15 protein-coding genes and 1 pseudogene are annotated in these 22,033 nt (G+C 75.7%); 8 read left to right on the top strand and 8 right to left on the bottom strand.

The genetic code is table 11. The annotated features are described in order from the left end of the window. Positions 1 to 162 precede the first annotated feature (162 nt). The gene (locus ACFYSC_RS13740; protein ID WP_389960853.1) at positions 163 to 1,620 is read right to left on the bottom strand and encodes an MFS transporter; all 1,458 of its coding nucleotides are present in this window, start codon (positions 1,618 to 1,620) and stop codon (positions 163 to 165) included. Between the two features lie 294 nt (positions 1,621 to 1,914). Between ACFYSC_RS13740 and ACFYSC_RS13735 the strand changes: the two genes are divergently transcribed. Beyond that, positions 1,915 to 3,123, top strand: a complete 1,209-nt coding sequence (locus tag ACFYSC_RS13735) for a sensor histidine kinase (protein ID WP_389960851.1) — start codon at positions 1,915 to 1,917, stop codon at positions 3,121 to 3,123. Between the two features lie 16 nt (positions 3,124 to 3,139). On the opposite strand, the gene ACFYSC_RS13730 is transcribed toward ACFYSC_RS13735, so the two are convergent. Next, the gene (locus ACFYSC_RS13730; RefSeq protein ID WP_389960849.1) at positions 3,140 to 3,646 is read right to left on the bottom strand and encodes a cupin domain-containing protein; all 507 of its coding nucleotides are present in this window, start codon (positions 3,644 to 3,646) and stop codon (positions 3,140 to 3,142) included. Between the two features lie 57 nt (positions 3,647 to 3,703). Between ACFYSC_RS13730 and ACFYSC_RS13725 the strand changes: the two genes are divergently transcribed. The 6 genes from ACFYSC_RS13725 (at position 3,704) to ACFYSC_RS13700 (ending at position 12,588) form a co-directional block, all read left to right on the top strand. Next, positions 3,704 to 4,354, top strand: coding sequence for a TetR/AcrR family transcriptional regulator (locus ACFYSC_RS13725; RefSeq protein WP_389960847.1), 651 nt, complete (start codon positions 3,704 to 3,706; stop codon positions 4,352 to 4,354). A 108-nt stretch (positions 4,355 to 4,462) separates the two neighbouring features. Then, positions 4,463 to 5,299, top strand: a complete 837-nt coding sequence (locus ACFYSC_RS13720; protein WP_389960845.1) for an SDR family oxidoreductase — start codon at positions 4,463 to 4,465, stop codon at positions 5,297 to 5,299. A 147-nt stretch (positions 5,300 to 5,446) separates the two neighbouring features. After that, positions 5,447 to 6,793 (top strand): hypothetical protein, encoded by a 1,347-nt coding sequence (locus tag ACFYSC_RS13715; RefSeq protein WP_389960843.1) that lies wholly within the window; start codon positions 5,447 to 5,449, stop codon positions 6,791 to 6,793. Continuing rightward, complete coding sequence (locus tag ACFYSC_RS13710) at positions 6,790 to 8,082, top strand: hypothetical protein (RefSeq protein ID WP_389960841.1); 1,293 nt, start codon at positions 6,790 to 6,792, stop codon at positions 8,080 to 8,082. The genes ACFYSC_RS13715 and ACFYSC_RS13710 overlap by 4 nt, the downstream gene beginning before the upstream one ends. Positions 8,083 to 8,180: 98 nt before the next feature. Continuing rightward, positions 8,181 to 11,198, top strand: coding sequence for a chromosome partitioning protein ParA (locus tag ACFYSC_RS13705; protein WP_389960839.1), 3,018 nt, complete (start codon positions 8,181 to 8,183; stop codon positions 11,196 to 11,198). 40 nt (positions 11,199 to 11,238) lie between these two features. Continuing rightward, entirely contained in the window at positions 11,239 to 12,588 is a 1,350-nt protein-coding gene (locus ACFYSC_RS13700; protein WP_389960837.1) for a threonine/serine exporter ThrE family protein, read from the top strand. A gap of 17 nt (positions 12,589 to 12,605) precedes the next feature. Here the strand turns inward: ACFYSC_RS13700 and ACFYSC_RS13695 are convergent, their stop codons facing one another. Beyond that, on the bottom strand, positions 12,606 to 16,892 hold the full coding sequence (locus ACFYSC_RS13695) for an AAA family ATPase (RefSeq protein WP_389960835.1): 4,287 nt from the start codon (positions 16,890 to 16,892) through the stop codon (positions 12,606 to 12,608). Beyond that, positions 16,893 to 18,020, bottom strand: coding sequence for an exonuclease SbcCD subunit D (locus tag ACFYSC_RS13690; protein WP_362929447.1), 1,128 nt, complete (start codon positions 18,018 to 18,020; stop codon positions 16,893 to 16,895). A gap of 222 nt (positions 18,021 to 18,242) precedes the next feature. Here ACFYSC_RS13690 and ACFYSC_RS13685 point away from each other — a divergent pair, with 222 nt between their 5' ends. After that, positions 18,243 to 19,688 (top strand): alpha/beta hydrolase family protein, encoded by a 1,446-nt coding sequence (locus ACFYSC_RS13685; RefSeq protein WP_389960833.1) that lies wholly within the window; start codon positions 18,243 to 18,245, stop codon positions 19,686 to 19,688. Positions 19,689 to 19,781: 93 nt separating this feature from the next. On the opposite strand, the gene ACFYSC_RS13680 is transcribed toward ACFYSC_RS13685, so the two are convergent. The 4 genes and pseudogenes from ACFYSC_RS13680 to ACFYSC_RS13665 all read right to left on the bottom strand — a co-directional run. Then, a complete protein-coding gene (locus tag ACFYSC_RS13680; protein WP_389960831.1) occupies positions 19,782 to 20,801 on the bottom strand; it encodes an alpha/beta hydrolase in 1,020 nt (339 codons plus the stop codon). Positions 20,802 to 20,918: 117 nt separating this feature from the next. Beyond that, the gene (locus ACFYSC_RS13675) at positions 20,919 to 21,167 is read right to left on the bottom strand and encodes a DUF6221 family protein (RefSeq protein WP_389960830.1); all 249 of its coding nucleotides are present in this window, start codon (positions 21,165 to 21,167) and stop codon (positions 20,919 to 20,921) included. 54 nt (positions 21,168 to 21,221) lie between these two features. Continuing rightward, on the bottom strand, positions 21,222 to 21,554 hold the full coding sequence (locus tag ACFYSC_RS13670; RefSeq protein ID WP_389960828.1) for a helix-turn-helix domain-containing protein: 333 nt from the start codon (positions 21,552 to 21,554) through the stop codon (positions 21,222 to 21,224). Positions 21,555 to 21,669: 115 nt separating this feature from the next. Beyond that, positions 21,670 to 21,927, bottom strand: a pseudogene (locus ACFYSC_RS13665) (type II toxin-antitoxin system RelE/ParE family toxin); the annotation flags it as partial. Positions 21,928 to 22,033 lie beyond the last annotated feature (106 nt).

Below are 22,033 nucleotides of genomic sequence, written 5' to 3'. Positions count from 1 at the left end.
ATCCGCTCGGGGTCGCGCCGCCGCCGTACTCCCCCGGTGGTATCCGCGGGAGGTTCCCGGCCTTCATCGCTCCCCTGCCTGCGCGGATTCCGCGAGGCGCAGGTGGCTCCGGAGGTTACAGGCGGGCGACGGACGCGAAGAGGTCGATCGGGGCGACGGTCGTCATACGGGGGTTTCCTTCCTTCGGCCGCCGGCCTGCCCGGCCGGTGACGGCGGGCCGGTCCGGCGCGGGAGGGTGAGGGCGACGAGGGCGGCGGCGGCCAAAAGCACGGCGCCGATCGTCATGCCGAGCGCGTACCCGGCGGTGAGGGTCTCGGGCGTCGCGATCCGGCCGGTGCGGTCGTGCGCGACGGTGCCGAGGACGGCCAGCCCGAGCGAGGCGCCGATCTGGCGTGAGCTGTTGAGCAGGCCCGAGGCGGTGCCGGTCTCGTGGGGCGCGACGCCGGCGGTGGCGGTGGAGACGAGCGGCGCGAGGCAGAGCCCGAAGCCGACGCTCGCGACGATCGAGGGCCCCAGGACGTCGGTGACGAAGGCGCCGTCCGGGCTGATCAGGCCGAACCAGGCGAAGCCGGTCGCGGTCAGCAGCCCTCCGGCGACCATGAGGGTCCGCGGCGCGAGGCGGTAGCCGAGTTTGACGGCGAGCACGGAGCCGGCGACCACGCCGAGGGCGAACGGCAGGAACTCGATCCCGGCCAGGGCCGGTCCGGTCCCGAGGACGCGTTGCAGGTAGAGGGACATGAAGTAGAAGGACGAGGTCATGGCGGCCCCGACCAGGAGGTTGTAGGCGTTCGCGCGGGAGACCGAGCGGTTGGCGAACAGACCGGGCCGGAGCAGCGGTTCGCGGGCGGTGGTCCGCTCGACGTGGACGAACGCGGCCAGCAGCGCGACGGCGACCGCCAGGGTCATCAGGGTGACGGGCGACGTCCACGGGTACCGGTCGGTGCGGACGACGCCGAACACCAGCAGGGTCATGCCCGCGGTGGCGAGGACGGCGCCGGGGACGTCCGGGCGGCCGCCGCGGGCCGGGGGCGGGCCGGCGGCGACGCCGCGCCAGGCCAGGGCCAGCGCGCCCGCGGCCATCGGCAGGTTCACGAACATCACCCAGCGCCATCCGGCGTACTCGGTGAGCACGCCGCCGATCAGGACGCCGAGGGCGCCGCCGGCGGCGTTCGTCGCGCTCCACACCCCGAAGGCCCGGACGCGGTCCCTGCCCGACGGGAACGTCGCGGTGAGCAGCGCCAGGGCCGCCGGGGCCAGCGCGGCGGCCCCGACGCCCTGCGCGGCGCGGGCGGCGATCAGGTGACCCGGTTCCTGGGCGAAGCCGCCGGCGAGCGAGGCGAGGCCGAACAGTCCCAGTCCGGACAGCAGGACGCGCCTGCGGCCGTACCGGTCGGCGGCCTTGCCGCCCAGGAGGAGCAGCCCGCCGAAGGTGAGCGCGTAGGCGTGGATCACCCAGGTCAGGCCCACCGCGCTGAACCCCAGGCCGGCGGCGATCCGTGGAAGCCCGACGTTCACCACCGACAGGTCCAGCGACACCATGAACTGCACGACGGCCACCGCGGCGAGGGTGATCCCCGGCCGGACGGTCCGTCCTCCCGCGGTTCCCGCGTCTCTCAGCACTGCTTGGCCCTCCGCGTGCTCCCCGTGACCGCGGAACCGCCCGTGCGTGGTCCGGGCGGGAACGGTGACGGCCGGCGGCTCTCCGGGCTCACGTGGCGGAGCCCGCTCTCTGCTCGGATCGTGTGCATGCCGGACATCGTGCTGCCGGGACCGGCCGGTGGTCGTCGTGCCCGGGAAGGCTCATTCACCTGGCACCGGGAGAGACGGGACCGGCCCGGCTACATCCTGGGGAGTAGGGATTCGCTGCGACGTACCGGGGACGACCTCCGGCCCGGCAGATCGTAATCTGCACGGATGAGACCTATGGAGCGGTGGCGGCCGCTCGCCCAGGACGGCGTGCTCGCCGCGGTGATGGCCGCCCTGCTGTCGGCCGTCGTGTTCGGCACGCCGGGCGCGGGCGCGGTGGATCTCGCGGCGGCCCTCGCCGGCTCGCTCGCGCTCCTCGCCTGGCGGCGGGCGCCCCTGGTGTCGCTGTTCGCCGGTACGGCCTGCATGCTCGTGCTCACAGCGCGCCTCCAGCCGGGCCCGCTGGCCGCCTTCCCCGTGCTGATCTCGGTGTTCGCCGCGGTCCGGACCGGCCATCGGACGGCCCCGGCGCTGGCGGGCGTGGTCTTCCTCGGTGTGGACCTGGCGGTGCGGCTCCCCGGCGCCGGCGGGCTTGTGCGGATCCTCGAGGACACCTCGCTGCTGGTCGGCTGGTTCGTGGCGGCGGGCGTGGCGGCGACGGTGACCCGGCACCGGCAGGCGTACCTGGCGGAGGCCGAGCGGCGGGCCGCCGAGGCCGAACGCACCCGTGAGGAGGTGGCCCGGCGCCGTGCGGGCGAGGAGCGGCTGCGCATCGCCAGGGAGTTGCACGACTCGCTCACCCACAGCATCTCGATCATCAAGGTCCAGGCCGGGGTGGCCGTACACCTGGCGCGCAAGCGCGGCGAGGACGTGCCGCCCGCGCTGCTGGCCATCCAGGAGGCAGGCGGTGACGCCATGCGTGAGCTGCGCGCCGCCCTGGAGGTGCTGCGCGACCCCGGCCGCCCCGGCGATCCGGGCCGTCCCGGCGGTTCCGACGCCTCCGGTGCCGGGGTCGCGCCCAGCGGGCTCGACCGGCTCGGCGATCTGGTGGAGCGGGCCCGCTCGGCCGGGCTGCCGGTCACGGTGACGGTCTCCGGGACCCGGCGGGAGCTGCCGGCCGAGACGGACCGGGCCGCGTACCGGATCGTCCAGGAGGCGCTCACCAACGTCTCCCGGCACGCCGGCGGGGCGGCCGCGGCGGTGCGCGTCGACTACGCCGACGACGAGCTGGTCGTGCAGGTCGACGACGACGGCGGGGCCGACCCGGCCGCGCCGCCCGTGCCCGGGACGGGCCTGCTCGGCATGCGCGAGCGCGTCGCGGCGCTCGGCGGCCGGCTGCGGGCGGAGCCGCGCGCCGAGGGCGGCTTCACCGTACGCGCCGAACTTCCCCTCGAACAGCCCGTACGCGCCGAACCTCGCCTCGGGGGGCCGTCGTGATCCACGGGTGGCCCTGTCAGGAGCGCGGAGGCCCGTCGTGCCCCGGGGGCGGGCCGAGGATCTCGATCGCGTGACGGGCGGCGGCGTGGCCGAGGGCGACGGGGTCGATCACGGGAGGGTCTGACGGCCGCCCGTCCGCGGGCTCGCCCACCTCCGCGGCGAAGTCCTCGAAGCCCGAGGGCGTGGTGATCTGCAGGGTCCGCAGCGGTTCCCCGGGATCGACGACGAAGCTGTGGGGCAGCCCCACGGGGAGGAGGACGAAGTCGCCGGGCCCGGCGGGCAGGATCTCGCCCTCGCAGTGGAAGGTCGCGGTGCCCGACAGCACGTAGAACATCTCGTCTTCCCGGAGGTGCCGGTGGAGAGGGGGCGCGAAACCGGGTGGGTTGACGAACTCGACGACCGTGAGGCGGCCGCGGGTCTCGGCGCCCCCGGCCTTGACGGTGGCGAGGCCGCCGAGGAACCGGATCGACGGGCCGTCCCCGGAGGTGCGGACGTAGGGGCGGGCTGCGGAGGTTGGGGTCATGGCCGCCTACTTTTCAACAGACAACGGTATAGTGAATATAACGCTAGTATTCCCGTCATGGTCAAGGATGAGCCGGGGAGGAGGCCGTACCGCTCCTCCGTCCGGGCCGACGGCGCCCGGCGCACCCGCCGGGCGATCGTCACCGCCGCCGGCGAGCTGTTCGTCGCGCACGGCTACGTCGCCACCTCGCTGGCCGACGTCGCCGCCGCCGCCGGCGTCGCCCGGCCCACCGTCTTCTCGGCCTTCGGCTCCAAGCCCGCGCTGCTGAAGGAGGTGCTCGACCAGGCCCTCGCCGGGGACGACGCCCCCGTCCCCGTGGCCGAGCGCCCGTGGTTCCGCCCGGTCTGGGACGCCGCCACCCCGGCCGCCGTCCTCGACGCGTACGCGCGGGTCTGCGTCCTGATCGGAGGCCGCGCGGCGCCGATCTTCGAGACCGTGCGCCGGGCGGCGGACGCCGCACCCGAGGTGACCGAACTGTGGCGTTCCCTCCAGGCCAACCGGCGGGCGGGGGCGCGCATGGTGGTTGAGCGGGCGGCGAGCCTCGGCCCGCTGCGCCCGGAGCTCGACTCCGGGCGGGCCGTCGACGTCCTGTGGTTCCTCAACGACCCGGCCCACCACCACGCCATGGTCACCGGGTGCGGCTGGACGCCGGACGCCTTCTGCGGCTGGCTGGCCGGCATGATGCGCGACGCGCTGCTCCCCCGGTGACGCGGACCGCCGGCCCGGCCGGCGTCCCGTCGTTGACGGATGGACGTTTCTGCGATTTCGGCGTGATGATGGGCCGCCATGCCGTCCGCAGCGAGAGACGAGAACACGATGACCCCTGCCCCGATGAGGACCGCGATCGTCACGGGGGTGAGCCGGCGCGTCGGCATCGGCTACGCCGTCGCCCGTGAGCTGGCCTCCGCGCCGATGAACGTCCTGGCCTGCTCGTGGTCCCCGCACGACGCCGAACAGCCCTGGGGCGCCGACCCGCTGGGCGCGGAGGGGGTCGTCGCGGCGCTGCGGGAGGAGCTGCCCGAGGGCGCCGGAGCGGTGGCGCACCTGGCGGCCGACCTGGCCGACCCCGCGGCGCCCGCCCGGATCGTCGCCGCCGCCCGCGAGCGGTTCGGCCGGGTGGACGTCCTGGTCGTCAACCACGCCCGCAGCTCCGAGGCCGGGCTCGGCGAGCTGACCGCCGATGAGCTCGACCTGTGCTGGGCGGTCAACGTCCGGGCGACCCTGCTGCTGGTGCAGGAGTTCGCCGCCCAGCCCGGCCTGGACGGCGGGCGGATCGTCACCTTCACCTCCGGCCAGCACCTGGAGCCGATGCCCACCGAGCTGCCCTACATCGCCACCAAGGGCGCCGTGCAGCAGTTGACGGCGAGCCTCGCCGCCTCGCTGAGCGTCCGCGACATCACCGTCAACTGCGTGAACCCCGGGCCCGTCGACACGGGATACGCCTCGCCCGAGGACCGGGAGTGGCTGTCCGGCCGGCATCCGCGGGGCCGGTGGGGCACGGCCGAGGAGACCGCCGGGCTGGTGCGGTGGCTGGCCGGTGAGGAGGCCTCCTGGATCACCGGCCAGACGATCGTCAGCGACGGCGGCTGGTCGCTCCGCAACGGGGTGCCGCCCCGCGTCCCCGTCCAGCCGCCGCCGTCCGGCGGCCGGTGAACGGACGCCCGATGAACGGACGCCCGGTGAACGGGCGAGCGGTGAACGGGCGAGCGGTGAACGGGCGAGCGGTGAACGGGCGGCCGGTGAACAGGCGGCAGGCCGTCCGGGACGGGGATGTCGGGGCGAGGCCCTACGGTATTGGGCGTGCCAGAGACCGACCAGGAGATCACTCTCGACGCGGCCCTCACCGAGGAGTCCGTGCTGTCGACCTACCGGCGGATGTTCGCCGCGCTCGCCCGCGACAGCGGCGCGGTGGTGGACGACCCGGTGCTGGTCGACATCGCCGAGACGCTGTTCGCGGCGTTCGCCGAGGCCGGTGAGGAGTGGCTCACCCACGAGCAGATGCGCCACGTCTGCCGCGCCTATCCGGTGGAGATGTTCGAGAACCGCCTGCGGGTGCTCAAGGGCCTCGGCGCGATCCGTGAGGTGTTCCCCAAGCCCAACCAGCTCCGCTACCGGGCGTCGTTCACCAGCGTGGTGGGACTGATGTTCGTCCGGCGGATGATGGCCGACGGCGGCCAGTCGGAGATGCACCGGCTGCTGGCGCTGGAGGACCTCAACGTCGCCGACCCCCGCACGACCATGGAGGAGGCGCGTCTCAGCGCGCGGAACCTGTCGCGGGCCTTCCGGCTGTGGGCACTGGAGCTGATCACACTGGTCGGCGGCACCATCGAGGAGCTGCGCGAGCAGGCCCCCAAGCTGTGGGGCACCGAGGAGATCGCCCGCCGGGCGCAGAGCCTGCACGCGACCATCCTGACCCGCTGGCCCGAGCTCGACCGCACCTGCACCGAGCTGCGCGCCGCGATCTACGCCTACAGCGACGCCTCCCGCCGCGCCGCGGGCCGCCTGGCCGACTCGGCCGGCACGACGCGGAACCTCACGCTACTGCCCGCCGAGACCTGGCGGACGTTCGCGCAGACCGCCGACAGGGAGCGGCTCGCGGCCGTGCTGGACGGCTTCGCCTTCGACGCCCCGGCGCCCTGGCACGACCCGGCGGCGATCGTCCGGGCGGTGGACGAGAGCCCTCGCCCGGCTCCGGCGCAGCCCACTCCCCCGCGTTCGGTCGTGCCCGACCCCGGGCCCGCGGGCTCCCACGACGCCGGAACCGGTGACGCCGTCCTCGGCCGCCTGGCCGCCGTCGCCGAGTCGGTCCTCGCCGGGCGGCCGTCCGCGCCGTTGGAGGAGGTGCTCGCCGCGGGCGGCGAGTGGGTCCCGGCGCGCCGCCTGCTGGCCGATCTCGTCTCGGCGGACCTGCGCCCGGAGTCGCCCTACCGGCTGCGCTGGTCCGACGGCCTGACCGCGGCCCCCGGCGCGGAACCCGCGTGGCTGTCACACGGCCGCCTGGAGAGGACGGACGTGGGGACGGAGAAGGCTGAGGACGGAGACGGCGCCCGAGCCGGGGCGCGGCCGTCCGGGAAGCACGGACGGGACGCCCGAAGCGGTGCGCGGCCGTCCGGAGGGTTCGGAAAGCCCGGGGAGGACGGACGATGACGCCCGAGTTGACGCACGCGCGTGCCCGGTCCGCCGGGCCGCTGCCGCTGGGCCCCGGCGAGCCCGCCCCGGCCGGCATGCTCCGGGCCGGTCTCGGCGACGGCACGGGTACGGCGCTGCCCGCCTGGCCCGACGGCGCGACGCCGTCACTGCTGGAGGAGTACCAGGTCGCGCCGACGACGGTGGAACGCTCCGGGGAGACCCGGCGGGTGCTGGCGGCGGCGCTGAGGTGCTGCTGGACCGACCTCGCCGCCGACCCGTGGCCGGGCTCGCCCGCGCCGGTGGACGAGGTGCTTTCCGCCTACCGCGCCCTCATCGGGCGCGGCGACGACCTGATGCGCAACTGGGCCGTCGGCGCGCTGCGCCGCCTGCACGACTCGGCCTGGCTGACGGTGGAGGCCGGCGTGGTACGGCTCGGCCCGCGCTGCGCGTCCTGGCCCGCCGAGTCCCACGCGCAGCTCCGGGAGCTGCTGCGCCGCCTGCCCTCCGGCACGGAGGGCGCCGTCCGGCCCGCCGTGCTCCCGGTCCTCGCCGGGGACGGCGAGGAGGCCCGGGAGGCGACGGACGGCCCGGACGGGGACGCCGGGGAGCCCCGGAAGCCTGAAGAGGTCTCTGCGGGCGCGGCGGGCGGGCAGGTCGCGGCGGCCTCGGAGGTCACCGCCGCCGCGGACCTCGACGCCGACCTGCTGGAGGCGTTCGACGAGCGGCGCAGGGCCGAGATCGTCGCGGCGTTCATGGCGGTCGAGCACGCCGCCGAGCCGGTCCACGAGGCCCGCTTCCCGGCGCTGCGCGACCCGGCGCCGCGCCGTACGGTCGCCGAGATGCTGCGGCGGCGCGGCCGGGTGCTCGTCCAGGGCCGCGAGACGTGGATCTCGGGATACGCCGACGAGGTGGGCGCCGCGGTGAGCGGGGCGGTCGGCGAGGCCGAGCGGGCGGTGCTGACGCTGGTGCTGGTCCACTCGGTGGCGATCCCCCGGGCCGAGGGCGTGCTGCCCGCCGACAGCTGGCTGTCGCCGTTCCCCGCGCCGGTGGAGGAGCTGCGGCGGCACACCCGGCTGCCGGTCGGCGCGCTGGACGCGGCGCTGCGGACGCTGCGCCACGCGGGCCTGGTGACGCAGGTGAAGGCCGGTGAGGAGGCGGGCGGCTATGTCCCCGGCCCGCAGTTCCACCGGCTGACCCCGGCGGCCAGGCGCCGCCTGCAGGAGGAGCTCATCCTGGCCGCGGGGCCGCACACCCCGCTGGCCGCCGCCATTCGGGCGAACCGTCGAGGAAGGGAATACCAGGGGTGACCGGACAGCCGGAGCGGGCGGGACGGGGCGCGAGGGGCCGCCGCGCGGCCGACCGCCCCGTCGAGGACACCGTGGGAAGTACCACGGGAAGCACGGCCGTGAAACCGTCCAGTGCGACTGAGACGGCGGCGGCGCGGGCGCGTGGCAGCCAGATCGGACTGGTGCCGGTGGAGGTCAGGCCCGCCGCGCCCGACCACGACGTGGTCGGCGACCGCGTGCTGGTCGCCGTGCAGGCGGTCAACATCTCGCGGTTGTCGACCCACCCGGTGCCGATCGTGCCCGGCACGCTGATCGTGGTGGCCGGGGCGGGCCCGAAGGACTCCAACGGCGCGGGCAAGTCGTCGTTCATCGCGATGATCACCGCGTTGCTCGGTGACGAGCAGTGGCGTTTCGCCTCCGGCGCCAAGGCGGTGGCGGAGCTGCTGTTCAACGCCGAGCTGGCGGCGGGCGGCGGCGCCGGGACGTGGGCCAGCGCCGACCACGGCTACATCGTGGGCGTCTTCGCCCCGCCCGGCTCGGTGGACGACGCGGTCACGGTGTGGCTGCGGGTCAACCAGGAGGCCCCGCACCTGGAGATCCGGGTGACCCCGGGCATCAGGCTCGCTGCGGCGCCCTCGGAGGCGGAGCGGGTGGCGCTGGCCGACGAGGTGTGGGCGTCGCTGCCGCGCTCGGCGGGCCGCCGCGACGTGGTGGCGCGCGACCTGACGCGGTTCCTGTACGGCGACCGCGTCAGGTGCGTGTCGTTCCTGTCCACCTCGGTGCGCAGCAAGGTCGCCACGAACCTGCTGTCGCAGCCGCTGAACGAGATCTCCCCGGAGCGGGTGTTCGAGGCGATCGCCGCGCTGACCGGCCTGGACGCCGAGCTGGACCAGGAGCGGGAGGCTCGGCGCGACGAGCACGCCAGGCGGGTGCGGGCGACGCGGGCCGCGGAGCTGCTGACGGATTTCGAGGAGGAGTCCCGGGCGCTGCTTTCGACCTTCGACCGGCGTGACCGGGCGCGGGTCCGGCTGGCCGGGGCGATGCGTTCCTGGCGGGGGCGGCTGGCGCGCAGGCTCGCCGACGCGGCCCGCCGGGACGAGGCGCTCGCCGCCGAGCTGGAGCGGCTGCGCGAGGCGGGCGGCCGCGCGGCCGAGGCGATCGAGACGGTGAAGGCGGAGATCGCCACGCTCCGGGACGACTCGCTGGAGCGCTCCCTGGCCGGGGCCCGCAGGGAGCTGGCCGCGTTGCAGGCCCGCGCGGCCAAGCTGGACGCCGACCGGGCGGTGGCGGAGAACGCCGCCGACGAGCTGCGCGCCCGCGTCCCCGGGCTGGAGGAGCGGCGGCGGCTGGCCGACGGCCGCGACGTGGCGGCGGCGGAGACCGAGCTGGAGCGGGCCAGGGTCGTCCTCAACGAGGCGCTGAAGGCGCTGGGCGTGGCCGACCGCGAGGTGGACGAGGCGAAGGCCGCGCTGGACGACGCCGAGGGCGGCCCGGCGGCGGCGCAGCTCGACGCGCTCGCCGCGGCCGGGCTCCGGGCGACCGGTCTGCTCGACGCGATCGACGTCGCCGAGCAGGCCCGCGACGAGGAGGCCGTGGCGGACCACGCTGTCGGGGCTCTGCTGGCCGCCCGGGGCTGGCCGCAGGAGCACGCGGTGATCGTGGACGCCGCCGACCTCCCCGAGGCGGCGCGGACGCTGGCCACGCTGCCCGGGTCGGTGCTGGTCAGCGCGGCCGGCATCACGGTCGTCGGGTCGTTCGAGGCGGTCGCCACCGGCCGTGAGGCCCGGATCAAGGCCGCCGAGCAGCGGCTGCACCGGGCGCGGGACGTCCAGGAGGCCGCCGCCGAGGCCGTACGGACCGCCGAGGACGGCATGGCGGAGGCCGCCCGGCGGCTGGAGGGGGCTCGCGCCGCGGTACGGCTGGCCGACGTCGAGCGGCGGCTCGCCGAGCGGCGCGAGGTGCTCACCGGGCTCGTCGAGGCCCTGGCCGAGACCGCGCCGCAGGTGGCCGAGGCCGAGCGGGAGGTCGCCGCGCTCGACTTCCGGGCCCGCACCAGGAGCATGGAGATCGAGCGGCTGGAGGGCCGCCGGGCGCGGCACGAGACCGAGCGCGACCAGGCCGCCGAGCAGGCGGCGAAGGTGCGGTCCGACCGCGACGCGCTCGCGCTGGACGCGATGGCCGCCGACTGGGGCGGCACGGTCGCCGGGGCCGGCGAGTGGCTGGAGGCGCTGGGCGAGGACGAGCGCCCGCTGACGGCCGAGGAGTGGTGGCGGGCGGCCGAGCGTCACCTCGACGAGGCGCTGCGCGGCACCTTCCCCGGCGATGACGAGGAGATGCCCGAGGAACTGCGGTTCCTGATCAGGGAGCGGACCGAGCCCGGGGCCGGGCGCACCGCGCGCGAGCAGGCCACGTTCCCCGGCGTCTGCGCGGCCCTGGCGTCCTACCTCCGCGGTCAGGAGGAGTACGAGCGCCACCAGCGCCGCCAGATCGAGACCCAGCTGGAGACCCGCCGCCGCGACCTGTCCGCCGCCGCCAAGGGGGCGGAGGAGGCGGCGCAGTCCACCGCCGTGCACCGGGCCGCGCTGACCGCGGCCGTCAAGGCGCGGCTGGCGCGGGTCGCCGAGGAGTTCGAGCGGCTCGACCTGGCCTACGGCGGCTACGGCGCGACGCTGGACTTCCCTGTGCCGCCCGCGCCCGCCGACCCCGAGCAGCGCTGGGCGTGGCGGGTGACGCCCAGGTGGCGGCGCGGCGAGGGGCAGGGCTACGTGCCGTACAACCGCCGGGCCAACACCGCGCTGATGGACGAGAAGGCGGTGAAGCTGGTCTGCGCGGCGGCGATCGCCTCCTCCGGCGGCGGCCACCTGTGCCTCGTCCTGGACGAGCTGGGCCGCAACCTCGGCAAGGAGCACCGCAGGGAGGCCGTGGCGCTGTTCCGCCGGATCGGTGAGACGTACGGGATCACGGTGATCGGCGCGCTGCAGGACGACATGGAGCCCTACGCGGTCGACGCCTGCGGCCAGTACGTCAAGCTGCGCCGGTCCTCCGACGCGATGCCGTACAACGAGCCGCCGGTGGTCATCGGTCACGACCGTCACGCCGAGCGGGTGCGTGCACTGTCGGCGGCGGTGAGCAGATAGCCTCTGCGCAGATTCTATTTCGGAAGTATCGGGGGAAACGGTGTCGTCGACACCGCTGGAGCAGGCACCTCCGCGGCGTGACCTGTACCTGACCATGGCTTTGGCGCTGCGCGTGGGCGAGCTGCTGCTCGGCAGCGGCGAGTCCAACGAGACGGTCTCCGGCGCCATGCGCCGGATCACCGACGCGTACGGCGTGCCGCACAGCGAGGCCGACGTCAACCTGTCGGCCATCACGCTGTCGCACGTCCCGGCGGACGGCGGCGTGCCGGTCACCGTCGAGCGGCGGGTCCGCCGCCGGCTGCCCGACTACGACCGGCTGATCGCGGTGCACGCCCTGGTCGCCGAGGCCGCCGCGGGAGAGCTGCCGCTGGAGGAGGCGGAGGCACGGCTGCGGCGGATCACCCGGCGGGTGCGGGTGTACCCGGACTGGTTCCTGGTGACGGCGGTCGCGGCGGTGGCCGCCTCGGCGAGCATCCTGGTCGGCGGTGGCGCGCGGGTCGCGCTCGCCGCGTTCGCCGCCACCGTGCTGGGCGACCGGGCCAGCGCGTGGCTGGCGGGCCGGGGCGTGGCCGAGTTCTTCCAGATCGCGGTGGCGGCCATGCTGGGCTCGCTGGCCGCGGTGCTGCTGATCGCGCTCGGCGTGCAGGTGCGGGCCGAGGCGGTGGTGGTCGGCGCGGTCGTCGCGCTGCTGCCCGGACGGCTGATGGTGGCCTGCGTGCAGGACGGCATCGCCGGCGAGTACGTCACGGCGACCGGCCGGCTGTTCGAGGTCTTCTTCATCCTCACCGCGGTCGTCTCCGGGATCGGCGTCACCCTGTACACCGCGGTCCGCCTGGGCGTGCCGCTGAGCGTGGAGGACGTGCCGGCCGCGCCGCTGCTGCTGGAGCCGGCGCAGCTGCTGGGGTCGGCCGGGGTGACGCTGTCGTTCGCGGTCGCGCTGCTCGTACCGCCCCGGCACCTGGCGGCCGCGGTGATCGGCGGCACGCTGGCGTGGGTGGTCTTCGTGCTGCTGTGCGGCGGGGACGTCCCGGTCGTGCTGGCGACGGCCGTCGCCGCGGCGGCCGTGGGCCTGTTCGGCGCGGCGTACGCCAGGGCGGCCCGGGTGCCGTCGCTGGTGGTCACGGTTCCGGCGATCGGCACGCTGCTGCCGGGAACCGCCCTGTACCGCGGCATGCTGGAGGCCAACCTCGGCCACGCCGACGCGGGGATGTCCAGCCTGCTGCAGGCCCTGTCGACCGCCCTGGCCCTGGGCGCCGGGGTCATGCTCGGCGCGGAGGTCGTGCGGGCGGCCACCGGGTCCGACCTGGCCCGGCGGGTACGGCCGGCCGCCCGGCGGGCGCGCAGGCCGTTCATCCCGCGCCCGGCGGCCCGCCGCACCCGCGGCTCCTGACCGCGTCGTCCCGGAGGTCAGACGCCGGTCACGGACAGGGTGGAGCCGCGGCGTTCCTTGCGGACCCGCAGCTGCGCCGGGACGCGGGTGCGCAGCTCGGCGACGTGGCTGACGATGCCCACGGCCCGGCCGCCGTCGCGCAGGCCGTCGAGGATGTCGAGGACGCCGTCGAGGGTGTCCTCGTCGAGCGTGCCGAAGCCCTCGTCGACGAAGAGCGTGCCGATCTCCACTCCGCCGGCCTCGGCGGTCACCACGTCGGCCAGGCCCAGCGCGAGCGCCAGCGAGGTGATGAAGCTCTCCCCGCCGGACAGCGTCGCCGGGTCACGGTCCACGCCGGTCCAGCCGTCCAGGATCCGCAGGCCCAGGCCGCCGCCTGACCTGCTGCGGTCTCCGGCGGAGCGGCCGAGGTTGTGCTCCAGCAGGTAACGTCCGCCGGACATGTGGTCGAGCCGCTCGTTGGCCGCCGCGACCACCTGGCGCAGCCGCTCGCCGAGGACGTAGGACGACAGCCGCATGTTCCACCGGTTGTCGGTGGAGGTGCCGCCGGTGAGGGCGGCCATCCGCTCGGTCAGGCGGTGCCGTTCGGCGGCGGGCAGCCAGCGGTCCAGGCACCCCTCCAGCTCGGCGCGGAGCGCGGCCAGCCGCTCCCGGCGCACCTCGGCGCCGTGCAGGGCGGACCGCAGGCCGGCGTGGGCCTCGTCGGCGGCGTCGTGGTCCCCGCGCAGCCCGTCGAGGTCGGGCTCGGGCTCCGCGGCGGCGGCGACCAGCTCCGGGTCGGCCAGCATGGCGGTGACGGCGGCGCGTTCCTCGTCGAGCCCGCGCAGCCGCGCGGCCTTCTCCTCCTGCTCTGCGAGCGGACGGACCGCCGAACGGGCGTCGTCGGCGCTCCGGAAGCCCGCCTCGGCGACGGAGGCCAGGGCGCGGGTCCGGGCCGCCCCCAGCTCGGCGGCGGCGACCCGCTCCTCCCTGGCGGCCTCGGCCGCCTCCCTGAGCAGCTCCGCCTCGTCGGCCAGCCGATCCAGCCGGTCGGTCAGGCTCGGGTCGTCACCGCGGGCCTCGTCGAGGCGCGCGGCCAGCCGCTCCTCCTCCGCCGCGAGCTTGTCGGCGTGCGTACGGCGGGCGGCCAGGGTGACCGCCAGCTCACGCGAGCGTTCCCGCGCCGCCTCCAGCTCGGCCGCGATCCGGTCCGCCTGCTCGGCGAGCGCCGGTTCGGCGGCGACGGACTCCCGCAGCCGGGCCAGGGCCCGCTCGGCCTCCGCCAGCCCGGCCGCGGCGTCCGCCACGGTCGGACCGGCGGCGGCCGGCTCCGAGCCGACCGGCATGGCGGCGACGGCGGCGGCGCACGCGTCGCGGTGGGCGGTCTCGGCGTCGGCGGCGCGGACGGCGGCGGCGAGCGCGGCGGCCAGCAGCGCGGCCTCCCCGGCGAGCCGGTCGCGGCGGGCCTGGACCGTGGGGTCGGCGCCGCGGGCGTCGTCCAGCCTGGTGGTCAGCCGGTCGTGCTCGGCCCGCCAGCCCGACCTGCGGGCGCCGCCCTCGGCCAGCGCGCGGGAGGCCTCGGCGGCCCGCCGTCGCGTGTCGTCCAGCTCGGCCGCGAGGCGCTCGGCCTCCTCGGTGAGCGCGGCCTCGGTCTCCGCGGCGGCGGACAGGTCCGCCAGCTCACGGCGGGCCTCGCCGACGGCCTCCTCGGCTCCGGCCACGGTGAGGTCTCCGGCGACGTTGAGTGCCTCGCCGAGCCGGGAGTCCAGGGCGGTGACGGTGACCTCGGCGGCCCGGCGCCGTTCGGCCGCGGCGTCGTAGGCGCTCTGGGCGGCGCGTTCGTCCTCGGCGGTGGGGGCCTCGGCGGCGGGGGCGGCCGGGGCGGGGTGGTCGGGCGAGCCGCAGACCGCGCAGGGCTCGCCGGGGCTGAGCTTCGCCGCCAGCTCGGCCGCCATGCCGTCGATCCGGGCCTGACGGAGGTCGAGGTGACGGTCGCGGAGCCGCTGCGCGTGGTCGGTCGCCGCGGCCAGGGCCGTACGGGCCTCCGCCAGCTCCACGCCGAGCCCGTCGCGGCGGCGGGCGGCGTCGAGCCGGGCGGCGGCGGCGTCCACGGCGGCCCGCGCGGCGGACACCCGGGCCGCCCGCGACCTGGCCTCGGCCAGCCGGGAGGCCACCTCGCCCAGCGCGGCGGGGAGGTCCCGCTGGGCCTCCTGGAGCACGGCCTCCCGGGCCTCGGCGGCGGCCAGCTCGGCGTCCAGGCCGGCCAGCAGGTGCTCCAGCTCGGCCAGGCGGTCCTCGTCGGCCCGCAGGCCCTCCAGTGCGGCCAGTTCCTCGCCGCGTTCGCGCTCACGGACGGCGAGCGCCTCGCGCAGCGCGGCGGGGCCGCCCGACGTGCCGGAAGCGGACGATACGCCGGGACTGCCCGATGCGCCGGGAGCGTCCGGCACACCGGGGGCGGCCGCGGCGGCGGGGCCTCCGGCCGGGCGGAGGGCGTCCGGGAGGGCGGCGAGCCGGGCGGCGACGTCACGGCGGGCGTCCGCCAGCTCGGCGGCGAGGCGGTCGCGGTGCTCCGCCGCCGCCAGGCGGGCGGCGGCGGCCTGCCGGGCGGCCTCGGCGGCCGGGATGCGCGCCGCGTCGAGGCGGACCGCGGCCAGGCGGGCCTCGGCGTCCTCGCGCAGGCCGGGCAGGACCGCGAGACGGGCGTCGGTCTCGTCCTGGGCCGCGCCCAGATCGGCGATCTCGACGGCGGCGCGCTCGCGCTCCTCGCGGATCCGCGCCAGGCGCGCCTCCTCGGCGCGCAGCTCCGCCAGCCGGCTGATCTCGGCGCGGCGATCGCCTTCCAGTCCGGTCAGGCGGTCGGGGGTGACGTCCGCGGCGATCGCGACGTCCACGGCGTCCGCGACCGCCGCGCCGCCGGCGGTGATCGCGCCGGACGCGACGTCCACGGCGGCCGTGATGTCCGGGGCGCTCTCGGCGTTCGGGGTGCCCGCGTCGTCGCCGGAGAGTCCGAGCAGGGGCAGTGCCCGGGCGAGGGCGTCGGCGGCCAGGCCGCGGGCCTTCTCGGCGACCCCGGCACGCTGCTCGACGGCCTGCAGGAAGGGCAGCACCCGGTCGGCGCGGGCCGCCTCGGCGAGGATGATCTCCAGGTCGGCCCGTTCCTCGGCGGTCTCCTCCAGGGCGTGACCGCGTGCCAGCGCGTCGGCGTGGCGGCGGCGCCGGTCGGCCAGGGCCATGCCCCGCTCCAGCTCCGCGCGGGCCCGCCGTACCGCCGCCTCGCTGTCGGCGCGGGCCAGGCCCGCCCGGGCGGCCTCCCGGGCGGCGAGCGCCTCCAGGGCGGCGGCCCAGCCCCGAGGGTCGTCCTCGGGGTCCGGCGCCGGGACGGGGGCGGCGGTCGTGTCCCCGGTGTCCCCGAGGTCCCCCTCGCCCCCGGGCCTCCCTTCGTCCCCGGGCTTCCCGGTCCCCGTGGTGGCGTCTCCGATGTCCTCGGTGTCCCGGATGCCCTCGGCGTCCCCGGTGCTCCCGGCGGCGTCCCCGTCCGCCGTGTCCCCGGCGTCCCCGGTGCCCCGTGTGCTTCCCGCGGCGTCCCCGTTCACCGCGTCCCCGCCGCCGGGCGTCCCCGGCGCCTCGGGGGCGGCGGTCAGGGCGGCGAGGAGGGCCGGGCCCGCGGCCTCCTCCAGGCGCTTGACGGCGAAGTCGACCTCCCTGCGCAGCGTCTGCTGCTCGCGGTGGGCCTCGGTCCGCCGTTCGGCCAGCCAGTTCTCGGCGGCGGCGTAGAGCCGTACCGTGAACAGGCGTTCCAGGACCCGGCGGCGGTCCTCCCCGTCGGCGCGCAGGAACCGGGCGAAGTCGCCCTGGGGCAGCATCGCCACCTGGAAGAACTGGTCGGCGTTCATGCCCAGCAGGTTGCCGATCAGCTCCCCGGCCTCGTCGACCCGGGTGGTCAGCCCCGTCCACTCCCCCGAGGGGAGGAGCTCCTGCAGCACGGCCTTCTCGTTCTCGCGCGTGGTGCCGACGCCCTTCTTCTTGGGGCGCTGCCAGGCGGGGGAGCGGGTGATCCGCAGCCGCCGCCCCCGGACGGTGACCTCCAGCGCGACGCTGGGCCCCCGGCCGGGCGGGGCGTGGTCGCAGCGCAGGCTCTTGGCGCTGTCGCGCTTGCCCGGCACCCTGCCGTAGAGGGCGTAGCAGAGCGCGTCCAGCACCGTGGTCTTGCCCGCGCCGGTGGGGCCCTGGATCAGGAACAGCCCGGCCTCGGTGAGGGCCTCGAAGTCGATCTCCTCCTCACCGGGGAAGGAGCCGAAGGCGCTGATCCACAGACGGTGCGGACGCATCTACGCCATCGCCTCCTTGATGCGGCAGGCCTCGACGGCCTCCTGGAGCAACCGGGTCTCGTGATCGTCGGCGGCCTCGCCGCGCACCTCACGGACGAAGTCGAGCGCCACCTCGATCTCGGCGCGGCCGGCCAGCCGCGGCTGCGTCACGGTCTCGCGGACGCCGCCCTCCGGCTCGAAGGACAGCGCCAGGGTGTGCTCGAAGCGGGCCCTGAGCCGCTCCATGGCGCCCTTCGGCCGAACCGGGTCGGTGAGCGTCACGTGGAGCCAGTGGTCCTCGTGGCGGGCGTGCTCGGCCGAGGTGAGCAGGTCGTCGAGACGCCCCTTGAGCGTGCGGATCGGACGGGGCACCGGCGCCTCGACGAACTCGGCGCTCACCCCGCCGCCGGGCGCCAGGTCCACCAGCCAGGAGCCCTTGACCTGCCCCTCCTCGGAGAAGGAGTAGGCGATCGGGGAGCCGGAGTAGCGGACGGTCCCGCTCATCGTCTGGCGGCCGTGCAGGTGGCCCAGCGCGACGTAGTCGACGCCGTCGAAGGCCGAGACCGGGACGTGGGCGACGCCGCCGACGCTGATGTCGCGCTCGCTGTCGCTGGCCCGCCCGCCGGTCACGAAGGCGTGGGCCAGGACGACGGACCGGCCGCCCCGGCGCGCCAGGTCGGCGCGGACCAGCGACATGGCGTGCCCGAGGGCCGCGGTGTGGGTGCGCTCGGGCAGCTCCCACGGCCCGCGGACCAGCTCCGGCTCCAGGTACGGGATGCCGTAGAACGCCACGTCGTCGATCACCACGGGCTCACCGGCCCGGCCGGGGTCGGTGCGCAGATGGACCCCGGCGGCGTCCATCAGGTCCGCGCCGAACCCGAGGCGGCGCGCCGAGTCGTGGTTGCCGCTGATCAGCACCGTGCGGACGCCCTCGGCGGCCAGCCGCCGCAGCGCCACGTCGCACAGCCGCACCGCGTCGACCGAGGGCAGCGCGCGGTCGTAGACGTCACCGGAGACCACGACCACGTCGACCTTCTCGGCGCGGACCGTCTCGACCAGGTGGTCGACGAAGACCTCCTGGGCGGCCAGGAGGCTCTCGCGGTGGAACGAACGGCCCAGGTGCCAGTCCGAGGTGTGCAGCAGGCGCATGTCACCTGAAGCTAACAGGCCACGGAGGCAAATGTGGCTACTTGCGTCACATGGGAAACGCCCCATACCCCGCGGGCACGGGGCTGGGTACCCTGGATGATCAGGGGGGCCGTACCGGTCGCGCACCGGGGGCGGGGTCCTCCCGCGAGGCGGGTGACGATCGGGAAGCGGGTCGGCATGCGGGTTGGCCGGGGCGCGGTGAGCGCCGCCGCAGGCATAGCCATGATCATTCTCGCGCTGGTGGGTTACGTCCTGCCACCGCAGTTCGACCCCGCGCCGCTGAGCGCCGGGCCGGTCTTCCGTGCGCTGCCCGCCCAGCCCCCGGCCGAGCTCCGGCCGGTGGCCGCGACCGCCCCGATCACCACGCGGGACATCACCGTCCAGGCCGGGGACGTGACCCTGGAGGCCACCGTACGGGCTCCGCTGACGCCCGGCCGGCACCCGGCCATGGTGTTCGTCCAGGGGGCCGGCGCCGGGCTGCGCGGGGAGTTCGCCACCCAGGCCGAATGGCTGGCCAGGGCCGGCGTCGTCACCCTGGCCTACGACAAGCGCACGGTCGGCTACGACTTCCGCGACCGCGACTTCGGCCTGCTCGCTGACGACGCGCTGCGCATGCTGACCCTGCTGCGCGAGCGCCCCGACGTCGACCCGGCCAGGACGGGCCTGTGGGGGGTGAGCGAGGGCAGCTGGGTGGTCCCGATCGCGGCGGCCAGGAGCGCCGACGTCGCCTTCGCCGTGCTGGTGTCGGCGCCCAACGTCTCCCCGCTGCGGCAGGTCACCTGGGCGATGGGCGAGCAGCTCGACCGGCTGCACGCGCCCGGCGGGGTGCGCGACCTCATCATCAGGGCGATGAGCGCCGTCCACATGAACTTCCTGCGCTACGACGGGACGCCCGTACTGCGCCGGGTCCGCCAGCCGGTCCTCGCCCTGTACGGCACGCGCGACCCGTCGATCCCGTTCGTGGAGAGCAGCCGGGCGCTCACCGAGGCGCTCACCGCGGGCGGCAACCCCGACTACACGATCCGCTACCTGGACGGCGCCGACCACGGGATGCGGGTCCACGGCGGCCCGTTCGTCCGCGACTACCTGCCGACCCTGGCCAACTGGGTCACCGGCCTGCCCGGCACCGCGCGGCCCGCCGTGCGCGTCGCCGGGGCCACCCCCGTCCAGCGGTTCGAGGCCAGCGATCCGCCCAGCGCCCCCTGGTACGCCGGGGGCGCGGTCCTGACGCTCGCGCTCTTCCTGACCCTCGCCGGATACGTCGCCGGGCCGGTGGCGGAGATGGTGGTGCGGCTGCGCGGGCGGCGGCCGCACGCCGAGACCTGTGCCCTGGTGTGGCCGCCGATCCGCCGCCGCCTGCGCCGGATGGCGTGGACCGGCGCGGGGTTGCTGGCCGCGGTGGCGGCGTTCCTCACGTTGCTGGTGCTGTTCTCGGTCAACCAGGCGGGGGCGTGGCCGGCGGTGCTCTCGGGCTGGCTCGTCATCCGGATCCTCGCGGTGCTCATGCTGGTGCAGGAGATCACCGCCGTCGCGGCGGTCGCCTCCGGGATCGGGCAGGGCTGGCGGCCGAACCGCGCGCAGCGCGTGGCGACGGCGGGGGTGCTGGGCGGCACCGGCGTGCTGCTGGTGGCCGGCGCCTACTACAGCCTGTTCGCCTTCCCCTGGTAGATCCGGTGGGGCCGCCCGGGGCGGCGCGCCGTACGGCCTGGTGGGCCTTGTGCAGGAGACAGGCCCGCGGGAGCGGCCGGCCGTACGGCTCGGTCAGACGTAGCAGGCGAGCCAGCGGTCCATCTCCGTGAAGACGCGCCCGCGGACCGGCTCGGCCGACAGCGCGAGGTCGTGCACGCCGCCCGCCACCCGCACGCACGTCACGTGGTGCCCGATCCTGGTCGCCCAGTGGGCGATCTGCTCGGGGTCGAGCACGACGTCGGCGGCCTGGGCCTCCGGTGCGAAGTCACGCAGCCGCAGCCCCTTGGCGGCACAGAGCACCAGGACCGGGACGTCCACCCGCAGACCGGCGTGCAGGCGCCGCTGGGCCCGGCGGATCGCGGCCAGCCAGGCCGCGTGCACCGGGAAGCCGCCGATCGGCTTCCACTCCAGGTCGAAGTCCCACTCGCCGTGGTGGTCGCGGTGCAGGCTGGTGCCGTAGGCGGTGGCGGTGCCGAGGGGCAGTACGGCGCGCCGCGGCATCCTCGCCATCGGCCCCCTCAGCAGGTCGGCCGCGATCCGCAGCGGGGCGGGGACGTTGAGGTCGAGGAAGGGGCTGTTCAGCATCAGTCCCTGGACGAGGCCGCGGCCGCGGACCCGGTCGGCCCACAGCGCGGTCACCAGGCCGCCGGTGGAGTGGGCGTTGAGGACGACCGTGCCGTGGCCGTCCCGCTCGCGGACGATCCGGACCGCCTCGTCGATCTCCGGGAAGTACTCGGTGACGCTGCGCACGAACCCGCGGGTCTGGTGCGGCAGCAGCGAGCGGCCGTACTTGCGCAGGTCGAGGGCGTAGAAGTCGAACCCTCCGGCGGCGAAGTGCTCGGCCAGGTGGCTCTGGAAGAAGTAGTCGGTGAACCCGTGGACGTACAGCACGGCACCGCGCGCGGGCTCCGCGGCGCGCCGGCGCACCAGCGTGGCGACGACCTTCCCCTCGTCGTCGTCGGCCATGGGCAGGACGGTGAGCTCGTAGCCGGGGCCGAGGACGTCGTGCGCCGGGGCGTCGCCCTCGCGGCCATGGTCCCCGGCGGGGGTTTCAGGATCGACCGCACCGTGTCCGGTCTCGGGGGAGGACATGCGCGGCATCCTATTTCAGGGCGACCGGCGGGCCGACCGGACCTCGCCTCAGCCTTCTACGGTCCTCTACAGAGCGCGCCTGATCATCCTGAAGCCGGAGCACCCTCGCCCGAGCGATCAATCCGGATATGTCCACCACTTCGATTGAAAGTCGGGATGGTCGAAATAGCGTCCGGCGAGCGCCATCAAGGTCAGGAGATCATCATGGGTCCGCTCACCGTTGGAGATGCGGTCGATCATCTGTCGCCTCGTCTCGACGTCACCGAGCATCTTCGCGGCCATCGACCTCAGCTTCCGAGGCGGGCTGCGCCATTCTCGCTCGTCTTCGTCGATGCGCCGGCGCAGGAACATGATCAGTTCATCCACGTCACCCGCCATTCCACAGGGGCCGCTCGCCCATCGCCCGCGTCCGGAGACGGTTCAGGCGACCCTCACGGCGTGGTCGCCGAAGTCCGCCACCACGTCCAGCGTCCCGCCCAGTGCGACGACATAGGAACGCAGGGTGTCCAGACCGCCGATCCGGCCGTGCTCGATCTGGGACACGCGCGCCTGGGAGACCCCCATGCGCTCGGCGAGAAGCTTCTGGGAGACGCCCAGTCGCTTGCGCATCTCGGCGAGCTGGGTGCCGCGCAGTTCCGCTCGCAACTGCTCGCGACCGGCCTCCCGTGCCGCGACGCGCTCGGGGGAGTCCCACTCGGGGTCGATCTCGCGAAGCCTGGCCTTGGTGTCGGACCACTTCACGAACTCGCTCATCGGTGCTCCTCCTTTTCCTTCTCGATACGGTATGCGGCGTAGCGTTCCTCCGCCAGGGGATCGCCGTGCGGTACCACCGGTTCCATTCTCCTGTTTTGTCGCCGGCGACCAGCACGATGGCCTCCCGAGTGGGGTCGAAGACGAACAGCAGGCGGATCTCCGCTCCGCCCGGTACCCGGGGGCGTAGCTCCTTGAGGTTGTGCAGGACGCGGGAGCGGTGGATCCGGTCGGCCAGCGGGCGGCCGAGCTTCGGACCTTGCAGGGCGAGTTCGTCCAGCGCCTCTTCGATCTTCTCCGCGGCGGCCGGGTCGTTCTTGCAGATGTCGAGGAACCAGGCGTTCACCTCGGTGTGCAGCGTGATCTCCCAAGCCATGCAGCCAATATAAATTATCCTTATGCCGCGCCCGGGTCGTTACGGAAAAGTCGACGGGGTGGCCGGAATCTCTGGCATGGCGGAACCACTCACACTGATGGCCGGG

Source organism: Streptosporangium sp. NPDC004379 (assembly GCF_042873875.1).
Lineage (GTDB): Bacteria > Actinomycetota > Actinomycetes > Streptosporangiales > Streptosporangiaceae > Streptosporangium.
The sequence above is the reverse complement of the archived record's forward strand: the minus strand, read 5'-3'. Positions and strand labels throughout refer to the sequence as shown.